Origin of the sequence: Spirosoma sp. KNUC1025 (genome assembly GCF_045160025.1) — a bacterium.
Lineage (GTDB): Bacteria > Bacteroidota > Bacteroidia > Cytophagales > Spirosomataceae > Spirosoma.
On sequence record NZ_CP087139.1, the window covers coordinates 2,037,895 to 2,050,998 of the forward strand.

The 13,104-nt window shown below is 47.9% G+C and carries 12 protein-coding genes, 1 tRNA gene and 1 pseudogene; 9 read left to right on the forward strand and 5 right to left on the reverse strand.

Features of this window, described 5'->3' with window-relative positions; genetic code table 11:
• Positions 1–19 precede the first annotated feature (19 nt).
• Together LN737_RS08820 and LN737_RS08825 are read right to left on the reverse strand one after the other, a co-directional pair.
• The gene (locus tag LN737_RS08820) at positions 20–2,188 is read right to left on the reverse strand and encodes a xanthine dehydrogenase family protein molybdopterin-binding subunit (RefSeq protein ID WP_405518042.1); all 2,169 of its coding nucleotides are present in this window, start codon (positions 2,186–2,188) and stop codon (positions 20–22) included.
• Entirely contained in the window at positions 2,188–2,676 is a 489-nt protein-coding gene (locus LN737_RS08825) for a (2Fe-2S)-binding protein (protein ID WP_405520352.1), read from the reverse strand. Before LN737_RS08825 ends, LN737_RS08820 begins: the two co-directional genes overlap by 1 nt.
• A gap of 270 nt (positions 2,677–2,946) precedes the next feature.
• On the opposite strand from LN737_RS08825, the gene LN737_RS08830 reads away from it, so the two are divergent.
• Genes LN737_RS08830 through LN737_RS08840 form a run of 3 tightly spaced genes read left to right on the forward strand, consistent with a single transcriptional unit; the run spans position 2,947 to position 4,828 of the window.
• Positions 2,947–3,372: a hypothetical protein gene (locus tag LN737_RS08830; protein WP_405518044.1), complete on the forward strand. Its 426-nt coding sequence runs from the start codon at positions 2,947–2,949 to the stop codon at positions 3,370–3,372.
• The gene (locus LN737_RS08835) at positions 3,360–4,103 is read left to right on the forward strand and encodes a sensor histidine kinase (RefSeq protein WP_405518046.1); all 744 of its coding nucleotides are present in this window, start codon (positions 3,360–3,362) and stop codon (positions 4,101–4,103) included. Before LN737_RS08830 ends, LN737_RS08835 begins: the two co-directional genes overlap by 13 nt.
• Positions 4,100–4,828, forward strand: a complete 729-nt coding sequence (locus LN737_RS08840) for a LytTR family DNA-binding domain-containing protein (RefSeq protein WP_405518048.1) — start codon at positions 4,100–4,102, stop codon at positions 4,826–4,828. Before LN737_RS08835 ends, LN737_RS08840 begins: the two co-directional genes overlap by 4 nt.
• A 674-nt stretch (positions 4,829–5,502) precedes the next feature.
• Here the strand turns inward: LN737_RS08840 and LN737_RS08845 are convergent.
• The 3 genes from LN737_RS08845 to ubiE form a co-directional block, all read right to left on the reverse strand.
• Positions 5,503–5,577, reverse strand: a tRNA-Val gene (locus LN737_RS08845).
• A gap of 139 nt (positions 5,578–5,716) precedes the next feature.
• Entirely contained in the window at positions 5,717–6,430 is a 714-nt protein-coding gene (locus tag LN737_RS08850; protein WP_405518050.1) for an outer membrane beta-barrel protein, read from the reverse strand.
• A complete protein-coding gene (gene ubiE / locus LN737_RS08855; protein WP_405518052.1) occupies positions 6,427–7,176 on the reverse strand; it encodes a bifunctional demethylmenaquinone methyltransferase/2-methoxy-6-polyprenyl-1,4-benzoquinol methylase UbiE in 750 nt (249 codons plus the stop codon). The genes LN737_RS08850 and ubiE overlap by 4 nt, the downstream gene beginning before the upstream one ends.
• Before the next feature lie 207 nt (positions 7,177–7,383).
• Here ubiE and LN737_RS08860 point away from each other — a divergent pair.
• From LN737_RS08860 to LN737_RS08885, 6 genes and pseudogenes are all read left to right on the forward strand, one after another.
• Positions 7,384–8,591, forward strand: a pseudogene (locus tag LN737_RS08860) (dipeptidase).
• A gap of 107 nt (positions 8,592–8,698) precedes the next feature.
• Positions 8,699–9,130: an ABA4-like family protein gene (locus tag LN737_RS08865; RefSeq protein ID WP_405520354.1), complete on the forward strand. Its 432-nt coding sequence runs from the start codon at positions 8,699–8,701 to the stop codon at positions 9,128–9,130.
• 19 nt (positions 9,131–9,149) lie between these two features.
• Entirely contained in the window at positions 9,150–9,926 is a 777-nt protein-coding gene (locus LN737_RS08870) for a hypothetical protein (protein WP_405518054.1), read from the forward strand.
• 89 nt (positions 9,927–10,015) lie between these two features.
• Positions 10,016–11,323 (forward strand): Gfo/Idh/MocA family protein, encoded by a 1,308-nt coding sequence (locus LN737_RS08875; RefSeq protein ID WP_405518056.1) that lies wholly within the window; start codon positions 10,016–10,018, stop codon positions 11,321–11,323.
• Between the two features lie 38 nt (positions 11,324–11,361).
• On the forward strand, positions 11,362–11,763 hold the full coding sequence (locus tag LN737_RS08880; RefSeq protein ID WP_405518058.1) for a Gfo/Idh/MocA family protein: 402 nt from the start codon (positions 11,362–11,364) through the stop codon (positions 11,761–11,763).
• Positions 11,715–12,680, forward strand: coding sequence for a Gfo/Idh/MocA family protein (locus LN737_RS08885; RefSeq protein ID WP_405518060.1), 966 nt, complete (start codon positions 11,715–11,717; stop codon positions 12,678–12,680). Before LN737_RS08880 ends, LN737_RS08885 begins: the two co-directional genes overlap by 49 nt.
• The last annotated feature ends 424 nt before the right edge of the window (positions 12,681–13,104 follow it).

Genomic DNA, 13,104 nt, shown 5'->3' on the forward strand with positions numbered 1-13,104 from the left:
GCAAAGAGTTGATGAGTGGCTATGCCTCATCCAGTTTAAATGGCAATGTACGAATACGCTTGCCCGTTAAGTCAAAAATTGCATTGCATAAAGCAGGAGCAAATGGAGGTAAGCCGGGCTCACCAACGCCCCCGGCGGGTTCATCATTTTCCATGATATGCACGTCGATCTCTGGCGTATCACTCATGCGGGGCATTTCGTACGTATTGAAGTTTTTCGGTACGGCTTTTCCATCTTCAAACGTAGTTTCATGCTTTATGGCCGCACCCAGAGCCATAATGATGCTCCCTTCTACCTGAGCCCGAATGATATCCGGATTGACATACCAGCCACAATCCATCAGTGCAATCACTTTAGTTATCCTGAGTTTTCCGTCTGACTTGCGTGAGACCTGCACAATATGACCGCAGATGCCGCCGAAACATTCGGTAATGGCTACGCCCCAGCCTGCATTCTTAGCTCTTGACTCCCAGTTACTAATGATTTTCAACTGGTCGATTAACGCCTGATAACGTTTGTCGGGCAAATGGTTTTTACGGAATTCCATCGGGTCCTGACTGGCCAGATGCGCAAGTTCATCGATGAAGCTTTCGCAGGCAAAGCCAGACGTAGAGGCTGATGGCGCGCGCCACCACATTACCGGTATGGGTGAGTGGGTACCTACCCCGCCAAAACTGACATGCGGAATTGCCTTGACATAAGCGCTTGCCATACCTTCCAGCCAACCTGTGTTATATCCCGGCGGTTTTGGTTCAGGATAAGGTTCCGGCTTCCACTCCTGCCCAATCCATTGCGTAGCGGTTATCGTCTGGAAAGCCAGGATATGTCCTGCGTCGTCAATGCCTCCTTTGCAGGCGTAGAAAGCACCGGGCCGGAATGGGCCCTGGCTCATATCATCTTCTCGTGTCCATACGACCTGAACGGGCGCTTTCACGGCTTTCGAGAGCAAGGCTGCTTCATGAGGATAATCGGGAAATCCCTTACGCCCAAATCCACCGCCCAGAAAGGTCATGTTGACCTTGATATTTTCTTTCGGAATTTTCATTCGCTCACTCAAATCGGCTTGTATCCAGTTGGCTTCCTGAATTGGTCCCCAGATGTCGATGCGGTTATCCTGTACGTGAGCAATACAGTTCAGGGGCTCCATACAGCTATGAGATTGGTAAGGTGTTTCATAAACCGCTTCCAGTTTTTTCGTCGCGTTCTGATAGGCGGCTTCAAATTGGCTCGACGGCCCTGGCTTTTTAAGATCTGCCCGCATCTGCGTGGCTAGCTGGTCTGAATCCAGGTGTGGAAAACCCGAATCGTCCCAGTCGACTACCAGCGCTTTGCGCCCCTGCATCGCGGCCCAAAGTGAATCGGCCACTACAGCAACCCCTTCGAAGAGGCTGCCAAAAACAGCCCTTTGTACAGGTAATACGTGCCTGACACCCGGCACTGCCATAGCTTTTGATCCATCAAACCGGTTCACTTTTCCCCGAAACCGAGGATTACGCTCAACCACGGCATACAGCATACCTGGAAGCTTTTTGTCAAGTCCAAATTGAGCCGTACCGTTCGTTTTGAGCGGAATATCCTGCCGGGGAATTGGCTTCCCAATGAGTTTGTATGCCTTCCGATTTTTTAAGGGTACGTTTTGAGGAGGAGTTAATTTTGACGCTTCTTCGACCAGTAACCCGTAGCTAATTTTTTTATTGGATGGTCGATGAATTACCTGGCCGAGTTCTGCGTAACATTCCAGGGTAGTTACCTGCCATTTTTGGGCCGCCACTTCGATGAGCATTTCCCGTGCCGCAGCACCGATCTGTAACAATTGTTTATACCAGCCCCGCACCGAAAAACTTCCTTCCTGAGGCTGAGGGCCAAATTTGGTGGGATTGGCCGGTGCGAATAAAATTGTGACCTGATTCAGGTCAACTTCTAGTTCTTCAGCAATCAGTTGAGGAATGGCCTGAAATGTTCCCTGGCCCATTTCTGACCGGTGATTCATCAGCGTTACCCGACCCGATTGATCAATGGAAATCCAGGCCAATAATTCAATCCCTGGTTTAAGCCCTGTTTGGCCATTAACAATGCCAACCGTCGATGTAGCCGAGACAGCTCCGTAAGCTCCGATCGTCAACGCAATACCTGAAAGTCCCGTTTGACGAATAAACGTTCTACGCGATATACCCTTGCTGTTTTTCATTAGGCCTTGGTTTTATTGAGTATACCAGCCGCTGTTTTAATAGCCTTACGGATTCGGGGATACGTACCACAACGGCAGATATTCCCCGCCATGGCAGCGTCAATTTCCTCGTCTGTTGGATGAGGGGTGCTGGTCGCTGCCTTTGTCTTTAACAGAGCAACGGCCGACATGATCTGTCCACTTTGGCAGTAGCCGCATTGAGGCACCTGCTCGGCAATCCACGCCTTTTGTACGGGATGATCGTTGTTTTTAGAGATTCCTTCAATCGTGGTGATGGGTTGATTTAACACGGCAGAAACAGGAAAGGAACACGAACGGACAGGGGCGCCTTTTAAATGTATAGTACAAGCACCGCACTGGCCAATGCCGCAACCATATTTTGTTCCAGTCAGGCCAACTAGATCCCGGATAGCCCAAAGCAAGGGCATCTGAGCGTCAGCGTTAACTGTATATTTCTTTCCGTTGATTAATAAGGTATAAGCCGGCATAGTCGCTTGATTTTGAATCAGGTTAAGGCGAATAAACACGATAACAAAACAGTTGAAAAACGGAATTGACAACTGACCTGATTTAGTTGACGAACTACGTATTACTCTATGTATTTCAACGATAAACAACGGGCGATACGTAATTGCAACTTATCCTCCAGACTGGGTGACTAGTCAATTGATTCTGGTCGTTCGTGTATTGTAGCAGAGTAATATCATCCAATTCCTATAACTTGTGAAACGTGTTCATCGCAAACGGATATACGACCCATGCCTGCGTTGTCGAATAGCTCATTAAACCAAAACTGGTTTTTTCGGTACAAGCTGTATCACCTGCCGTTCTGGTTTGCGTACCACTATCTCTGGTGGGTTGTCACGCTGGGTAATCCAGTGAAAGTGTTTCATACAATCGTTATCTTACCCTTCGCGCTCAAATACAGCTTTTACGTCATTTTTCAGGCGCTGGCGGTTTACTTCAATTTATATTTTCTGATTCCAACGTATCTCGAAAAAAGCCGCTTTACTGTTTATATCAGCTTTTTGTTACTGACGGTATTGGGTGCTACATTCTGCATTGTTGGGGGTATTATTTCAGTGCCTATGCCAGTGGCCGCACCATCGCCGATCTTTTCGGACCTGCAGCCTGCTTCAATATGTTTTTTAGCAATGCCCTGCCCTCCACAGTGGCAAGCGTGACGTTGGGCATGAGTATCAAGCTAACTAAAAACTGGATTCAGAGCCGACAGCGGCAACAACTTCTCGAAAAAGAAAAGCTGGAAACAGAATTGAGCTTTCTCAAAAATCAGTTCAACCCGCATTTTCTGTTCAATACCATCAATTCCATTTTTTTTCTAATCCATAAAAATCCCGACATGGCCTCGGCCTCGCTGGCGAAATTCTCGGAACTGTTACGTTACCAACTGTATGAGTGTAATGACCAGAAGATACCACTTAGCAAAGAGATCGCTTACCTGGAAAACTTTATTGAACTAGAGAAACTGCGGCAAAATAGCAACGTGAAGGTGACAACCGACATTCAGCAGCACTACGTGGAGCATCTGGGCATTGCTCCATTTATCGTAATGACCTTTGTTGAGAATGCGTTTAAGCACATTTCCCGACACAGTGACCGCCCCAACTGGATTACCATAAAACTGGTAGTAGCCGGGCGCCAATTGACGCTTTGGGTAGCCAATAGTACCACGCAGGAAACTGTCAATGAGGCAGTTCATTATGGAGGTATTGGTTTGGGGAATGTGCAGCGACGATTGGATTTACTATATTCTGGTTGCTATGAGTTGGATATTCAGCAAAAGAAAGATCAGTTCGACGTCAATCTGACGCTAACCCTGTCTGAACTTGTGCCGGCCCCTGTCTTGCTAGCAGGCAAACAAATACCCTTAGTTGAAACGGACAGATTCGTATGATTAATTGTGTAATAGTCGACGATGAGCCATTAGCCCGGGAGGGGCTGGCCAGCTATGTGCGGGAAGTGGATTTTTTGCGTCTGACCGGCACTTGTGAACATCCACTGGAACTGATAAACAGACTGGACCAGCAGCCTGTCGATCTAATCTTTCTGGATATTCAAATGCCCAAAATGAGTGGTATCGACTTTCTGAAAATCGTGCAGAAGCCGCCTACGGTGATTATTACGACGGCTTATCCCAGCTTTGCGCTGGAAGGATTTCAGTTAAATGTGCTCGATTACCTGCTAAAACCTATCACGTTTGACCGATTTTTTAAGTCGGTCAACAAAGCCCGGGAATACCATCGACTCCTGAGCCAATCGACCACAACCAGCTCGCAGAAAGCGGAACCTGAATCTGATTATTTCTTCATCAAATGTGGTAATAAGTACGAAAAGCTTGTCTACGAGGACATTCTGTTTATCGAAGGTATGCAGAACTACGTGACTTTTTTTACCACAAAGGGCAAGTACATGACCCTGTTAAATTTGAAAAACCTGGAACAGAATTTAACCAGCCCGGCCTTTATCCGGGTGCACAAGTCATATTTAGTTGCCACCAATAAAATTGATGGGATTGAAGGTAATGAGCTTTTTATTCAATCACACCGTATCCCTATTAGCCGAAACTATCGCGATCAGGTCATGAATAATGTGTTGACCGATAAATTATGGAAGAAGTAAGGAGGACTTATTACTTTTTTCTGGAGACGAATTTTAGACTGTCGCCCGTATAGTTTAACGTCAATACTGGACCACTGAACGATAAAACGTAACGCTGTTTCTGTCATTCCGACGCCAGGAATGATCTTCGGGCCAGACTGATTTCTGTTGCTTATTGAAAACCCCTCCTGGCGTCGGAATGACAGAAAGCGCTCTAATTAACTAATTGGTTTACAGATTTTTATTTTTTAGAGTAGCCTTTATTCACGTTAGTTTAGTAAATGGCAGTATGTCTACTCTTGGAAATATTTCTTTTAAGTGGTAATTTTTAAAAACTAACTCGATTTCCTTTATGATTTAGTACAAAAGCCAGTTTAATTCTCTTCTCTAAAACCCTGAGTTTGTGACGGAATGGTTCTTGATAAACATAATAAGAATCATCGGGTTGCTTTTCCGGTATTCGTGTTAGAAAGTGTTGGCAATGTTGGTCAAAGCAACGCAAAGAGGAGGAAAAGCAAACGGAAGCTGTTCAAAACAAATGGCAGAATAATATAATATATGAAAAATGTGGCGTAGGCATTGTCACTACAACGTAAAGGCTAAAGTTATAAACACACCTATCTTTGACTGTTGTCCAATTGTTTCAGCAAAAATAAGGCACTCAACAGAATCTGCTAAGTGCCTGATTATTAATGTGGGAGTTGACGGGTTCGAACCGCCGACCCTCTGCTTGTAAGGCAGATGCTCTGAACCAGCTGAGCTAAACTCCCTTTTTGTTGATTTCCCTTGTTCGACTTTATCGTTTTGGGAGTGCAAATATAAGCGGCTAAAGCACCTTTTTGCAAGTATACGCCCAAAAAAAGTTAAAGTTTTTTGCAAGTGATTGATACACAATACCACTAATTAGCATTACTCGAAATTCAACAGCAGCGTAACGGAGTGGGTCGTCAACTTACTGATGCCAACTCCCGCTGCGTTATTCGTAGGCTGATACAGATTGAGCAGCCCATGTGAAAAGCGAAGCTCCGGGGCAAACTTGAAAAACTCAAAAAATTGTTCAAAACCGACGCCGTATTCAAGAGCCAAATCCATTGTGCCCGTGCTCAGCCGGCTTTGGCCCTGGTTTTCTTTTTTACGAACGTTTGTTTCGATACTGAATGTACCTCCTGCAATCAAATACATACGGCTGTTGTTCCGTCGTTCGGATTTGTATTTGACCAGCATGGGTATATCAAACCAAGTTGATTCGCGGATTTCTGTTCTCGATGAGCCGGAAGGATAATCATAATGGACCTCACGACTGAGGAGCGAAACGGACGGTGTTACTCGAAAATCGAAGCGGTCATTCACAAAGGCGTTGAGAATAAAACCAACTCGAAAATTCGGCTTGTTAGGTGAATAAATCCGATAGGCGGAGTCCCCCTTCAAAAACGCCGGACTGTGTGTAACGCTGAAGCGTGTGATCGGGGCCGCAAAGAAAAAACCGTAATGGATTGTCTTGTCATCATAACGTTCCAGATGCTTACGAACGTATTTGTACGATGATTGGGCATGACTCTGAGCCTGTACTAGAACCAGCATTAGGGCTATTAGTGTCAGGTATCGGGTGATACGGACTGTCATGGCCGCATCAGTTTGTGGCCTATGTAAATTGATGCAACGCCGAAGGTGAGCGGTATCCATTTGGTGTTGGTAAATCCGGCTGCTTCATAGATGCGTAGAAAGTCGGGACCGTCGGGAAAAGCCTGAACAGATTCAGGCAGGTACGTATAGGCCGACGAGTCTTTGCTTACTACACGCCCAATGAGCGGCAGGATAGTCCGGGAGTAAAAACGGTATAATTGCTTAAACGGAAACTGACGCGGATTCGAGAATTCCAGCACTACGCATACGCCATCAGGGCGCGTAACGCGATGCATATCGGTTAAGCCTTTGAGCAAATTCTCGAAGTTGCGTACACCAAACGAAACGATGACGGCATCGAATTCATTGTCTGCAAAGGGTAAACCTTCTGAATCACCGCTTCGCATATCAATTATATGGTCTACGCCACGCTTCTTCATCTTCTCGCGCCCAATGGCGAGCATACCTTCAGAAATGTCGACACCAACAATTTTACGCGGCTTTAAAGCCAGTGCTTCTATCGCAAAATCACCTGTGCCCGTAGCAATGTCCAGAATTGTCTGCGGTTGAAAATCAGGTTTTTTGCTCGACCGGAGTTCCCGAATGGCCCGCTTGCGCCAAAGAATGTCAATTCCTCCGCTCAATACGTGATTCAACAGATCGTACTTTGGGGAAATGTTGTCGAACATTTCGGCAACCTGCTCCCGCTTGGAGGAATCTTTATCTTTATAAGGAACTACGGCCATGTTGTTGAATGATTGAATGATTGACTTGTTGAATGATTGAATAAATCCTGCGCCAGCAATTCTATCATTCAATCATTCAACAAGTCAATCATTAGAGAAGCAAAGGTAATGCCATAACCGCAGGGTTCTGCTGAAAGTTTGTCATTTTAGGCGGCAAGCTGTAGATTCGAGCAAGTGTCTTTCGCTTCTTATACAACTTGAACGCCTATGTTTCCTTTGTTGCTGCCTGCTTTGCTTGGCTTAAGCTCGTTTATAGTATCGCTGCCCGGCGGAGATGATCCCGTTGCCAAAAAAGCGCATAAAATTCATCAGCGGGTACTTACGCTCGATACCCATGCCGATGCACCGATCATGTTGCAGAAACAAGGGTTCGATATCGGACTTGTGCATGATACCAAACGGGATGAATCGCAGATTGACTTCCCGCGTATGAAGCAGGGTAGCATGGATGCCATGTTTTTTGCCGTCTATACTTCGCAGGGGCCACGTACCGATTCGGGGCATGCCGAAGCGAAACGGAACGCATTGCGCCAGTTTGAGCTGATCCATCAGGCGCTGGAAAAATACCCGAATCTGGCTGAATTAGCTACGTCGCCTGCTGATGCGTACCGAATAAAAAAAGCCGGAAAACGAGCTGTTTTTATTGGCATGGAAAACGGCTATCCAATTGGTAATGACCTGTCAATGATCAAAACGTATTACGATCTGGGTTGTCGCTACATTACGTTGACGCACTTCGCCAACAACCTCATCGGCGATTCATCGACCGATCCGGATGGACCCATGTATGGCGGTTTGAGTGAGTTTGGAAAAAAGTGGTACCCGAAATGAATCGACTGGGCATTCTGATCGACGTATCGCACGTGGCCGACAGTACGTTTTATGACGCGCTGGCTTTGTCGAAAGCACCGATGATTGCCTCACATTCCAACTGCCGGGCTTTGTGTGATTTCCCACGTAACATGACCGACGATATGATCCGGGCGCTTGCTGCGAAAGGAGGAGTTGTACAGGTCAATTTCGTGAGCGATTATCTAAAAAAACCTTCGGATGCCCATCGGGCCGCTAAAACCAAAATTCGGATGGCTCAGGTTGGTAAAGTCGCGTCGGCACAGCTACAGGCCCGATTGAACGCCATGAGCGATTCCGTATCGAAGGTGTATGCCTCTGAGCGGGCAAGCCTGACGGATATCGCTGATCATATCGATCATATCGTTAAATTGGTGGGCATCGATCACGTCGGTATCGGGTCGGATTTCGATGGGGGAGGAGGAGTCAATGGTCTGGAAGATGTCAGTCAGATTGAGAACCTGACGGCTGAACTCGTTCGCCGAAAGTATTCGGAAGCCGACATTGCCAAAATATGGGGAGGGAATCTGTTGCGTGTGCTGGCCCAGGCGAAAGTAGCTAACTAAGGGATAAGTCCGGGTTTGGGAATCGGTTTGCGCCAATAGCGTTCGTTTGAGTTGACAGTGTATTAATCGCCATAAACGTATTTTTTACCTTTAATTCACGGATGATTATGACTCCCGAAGCCGTTTTTACATTGGCCAATACCGCCGTACTTCCTCAATGGCTGCTAATGATTTTTGCGCCACGCTGGATTGTCACAAAATGGGTGATGAACTCCTACCTGGTTCCGGTTTGTCTGGCGCTGATTTACATCATTTATCTGTTTGGTGGAAGACCGGTCGATTTCGGCGCTTTCGGGTCGTTGCCGGGCGTAAAAAATTTATTTGCTACGGGTGGCGACGGGGTTATGCTGGCGGGTTGGGTGCATTACCTGGCTTTTGATCTGGTGGCCGGTACGTTCGTTGTGCGGGATTCTCAGGAGAAAGACATTCCGCATTGGCTGATCGTGCTGCCCTTATTTTTTTGCTTTATGCTCGGTCCTGTTGGCTTTTTGCTGTACTGGGTAATTCGAACGATTCGCACCCGTAACGTCCTAACGTAAACTAAACGGACTTATCGCCATGAACACGTTCTTGTCAACGCTCAAAAGCAGAAACCGCGTATTGTATTTTGCTTGCTGGGTTTGTCTGGTCGGCACGGTTAGCTGTTTAGTACTGATCGGTCTAACGCAAACACAGATACTCGGTATCAACTCATTTATTAAACCCGCCAAGTTTTTTATATCGATTGCCATTTTCTGCTGGTCTATGGGCTGGTTTACCGGCCTGCTGCCCCAACGGCGACAGGTAACGATCTATAGCTGGGTGGTTGTGACGGCTATGCTGATTGAATTGGTAATTATCACTGGACAGGCTGCCATGGGTAAACTGTCACACTTTAACATTACGTCCTCGTTTGACGCCCGACTGTTTGATATAATGGGAATTGCCATTACGGTGCTTACCTGCTGGACGGCCTATATCGCTTATTTATTTTTCAGAATGCGTCCGGATACAATCGATTTAAGTTATCTGTGGGGCATCCGACTCGGGCTTCTGGTCTTTGTAGTTTTCGCTTTTGAAGGGTTCGTTATGGCCATCCGGCTAAGCCATACCGTAGGTGCTTCCGACGGTGGGCCCGGATTGCCCGGAACGAACTGGTCTACCCAGTATGGCGACCTGCGAATCGCTCACTTTTTTGGTATGCATGCCCTGCAACTGATACCCTTGTTTGGCTACTACGTAGCTCGGCGCCCGTTTCAGGTGGTACTGTTCGTCGCAGGCTACGTTGGGTTTGTTACGTTCCTGCTTACTGAGGCTTTATCGGGTAAGCCCCTGCTGGCTGGTTGGGGAAACTGACGGTAAAAAAGCAGAGGATTCATCTTTGATAGCGTAGATGCCGACAAATCATCTGTCAATGGCCTAAATGTTAATCTTCGCTTTTCGCAATGAATCGTACAGACTTCCTGAAAACCTCTGCTCTTGCCGGAGCCACGCTGATTACTGATCCCACGCAGGTTCGTGCTTTTATTACCCGTCAACCCGCACAGAAATACCGTACGGCACTGGTTGGGTCGGGCTGGTGGGGCAACAATATTCTGCGGTGTGCTGTGCAGGCCGGCGAATCGAAAATTGTTGCGCTCTGCGATGTGGATACTCGTCAGTTGCAAAAGACGAGCGATGAACTGAACAAACTCACGTCTGATAAACCGAAGCTATACAGAGATTATCGGGAAATGCTGGCGACTGAAAAGCCACAGATCGTTATTGTAGCTACCCCCGACCACTGGCATCCACTCATTGCCATTGCGGCCATGCAGGCAGGAGCGCACGTATACGTTGAGAAACCCATCAGCCATACAATCAATGAAGGCAAGGCTATGGTGAAAACCGCCCGTCAGACGGGCCGTATTTGTCAGGTCGGAACGCACCGGCGCGTGTCGCCCCATAACGTATCGGGTATGGAGTTTTTGAAGTCGGGCAAGGCCGGGAAAATCGGTATGGCCCGGGCGTTTGTCTACTACGGTGGCGGTGCCGGGCAGCCAACTCCCGATACCGAAGCGCCGAAAGAAATGGACTGGAATATGTGGTGCGGACCGGCGCCGTTACGTGCCTACAATCCGGCGATGCACCCCAGAGGCTGGCGTAATTTTCTGGATTATGCCAACGGAACGCTGGGCGACTGGGGCATACATTGGCTGGATCAGATTTTGTGGTGGACCGAAGAGAAGCATCCGCGTAAAGTATACTCTACAGGTGGACGACCCATCCGAAAAGACAGCACCGATGCACCGGACCATCAGGTCGCTACGTATGAGTTTGAAGGCTTTACGGCCTTGTGGGAGCAGCGGAATTTTGCTGGTAATACAGCCGAGAAAACCCATCCGCAACAGGCTGTAGGCGTTTATTTCTACGGAACGGAGGGTACGTTTCACATGGGCTGGCTCGATGGATGGACGTTCTATCCAACAGACCCGAAAAAGCCTGTTATTCACGAAGATGCTCAGCTTAACAAGCCCGACGATCAGAACATTGCTCAGCTCTGGGCCAATTTTCTGGAAAGTATTAAAGCTAACAAAACGCCCATCTGCGATATTGAAATTGGTCACCGGTCAACAAATATGGCGTTGCTTGGTATGTTATCGATGAAACTGGGACGTAGCGTAGCCTGGGATGGCAGTCAGATTCCAAATGACCCGGAAGCAAACAAGCTATTGGGTCGTGCCTACCGGGGTGAGTGGCAATATCCGGTGTAAGAGTCACGCACGATCAAACACTTTTCTCCGATCAAGCCATGCCTACGTCCAGACGAGATTTTCTTTATCAATCGACCCAGTTAGCTGCTGGAATGAGCCTGACCTCGACCTTGCCAAGCTCTGCTGGTCAGCGAGTTGCGGCAGCTGATGCGATTCGTATTGGCCTGATCGGTGTGAATAGTATGGGATGGGCGGATTTGATGTCGATGCTCAAAAATCCCGATGCTGTCTGTGTGGCTTTGTGTGACGTCGATAGCAATGTACTAAAAAAGCGGGCCGACGAACTGGAAAAACAAATTGGTAAAAAGGTGACGTTGTACAGCGATTTTCGAAAGCTGATTGATGATAAAACGGTTGATGCTGTCATCATTGGTACGCCCGATCACTGGCATTGTTTGCCTGCCGTATACGCCTGTCAGGCGGGAAGGATGGTTACGTAGAAAAGCCGCTGGCCAACACCATCGAAGAGTGCAATCTGATCGTGGCGGCTGCCAAACGCTATAACCGCATTGTTCAGGTAGGGCAGTGGCAACGTAGCGGTGAACATTGGAAAGCAGCTCTTGCCTATGTGCAGGCTGGAAAAATTGGTACGGTACGTTCCATAAAAACGTGGGCATTTATGGGGTACGGCAAAGAATTTCCACGCCGTCCCGATGAGCCGGTTCCCGCAGGTGTTGATTACGATATGTGGCTGGGCCCGGCGCCAAAGCGCCCGTTTAACCGCAACCGGTTTCACGGTACGTTTCGCTATTACTGGGATTATGCGGGTGGGCTGATGACCGACTGGGGCGCCCATATGATCGACATTGCATTATGGGGAATGAACGTAACGGCACCGAAATCAGTGGTCGCTGTGGGTGGCAAATTCGGCTTCCCGGATCAGGACGGCGATACGCCCGATACCATGCAGGTCATCTATGATTACGGTACGTTCTCTGTGTTATGGGAGCAATCGCTGGGTACCGTACGAGGACCCTACGACCGTGATCATGGGGTAGCTTTTATCGGAAACCTGGGCACGGTAGTAATTGATCGGGGCAAATGGGAAGTTCTACCCGAAGTGGAGCAGGGCCATTACCTGGTTCCGGCGCAACCCATCCAGTACGGCAACGGCAGGGACTTGGATAGCCATACCCGCAATTTCCTCGATTGCATTCGTTCCCGACAACAGCCCAACTGCCCTGCTGAGGCCGGACGTAACGTAGCGTTGCATTCTCACTTAGGCAACATTGCTTACCGGACTGGCCATAAAGTGATCTGGGACGCCGGACGGGGTGACGTAGCAGGTGATACGTCGGCACTGGCGCTAACCAAAGCACACTATCGTTCGCCCTGGTCTCTCCCGAAAATATCGTAATCTGTACTGGATTTTTTATCATCTCCACTCTTCACGAACACAGGCAGGAATAACTGTGTGCGCTCGTGAGGAGTAGGAATGATACGTCTAATTAAGGAGAATTTCCCTTGATTTTCTGGATTTTACAGTCTGTTGAGGACTCTATGAAGTGATAAAATGGGTGGTCGACGATCAGAATTCGGCTGTTTTTTCTATCTTGCCTTAGGACTCTCAACCTGCCCTTGATCCGGCTACAACACGCAGCCTAATACACCGTTTTATCGATTCAAATGTGCCAATACCGTTTATATGCTAATCATGGCTCTACTCATGTGCCCAAATCGATCAGGGAAAACATAAGTTGGCTTCGGTTTTACTCGGGCGGTCTGCTACCCTGATTGCCCATCCTGACTTACTTCAAAACAACCTAACCATCATCACCAGT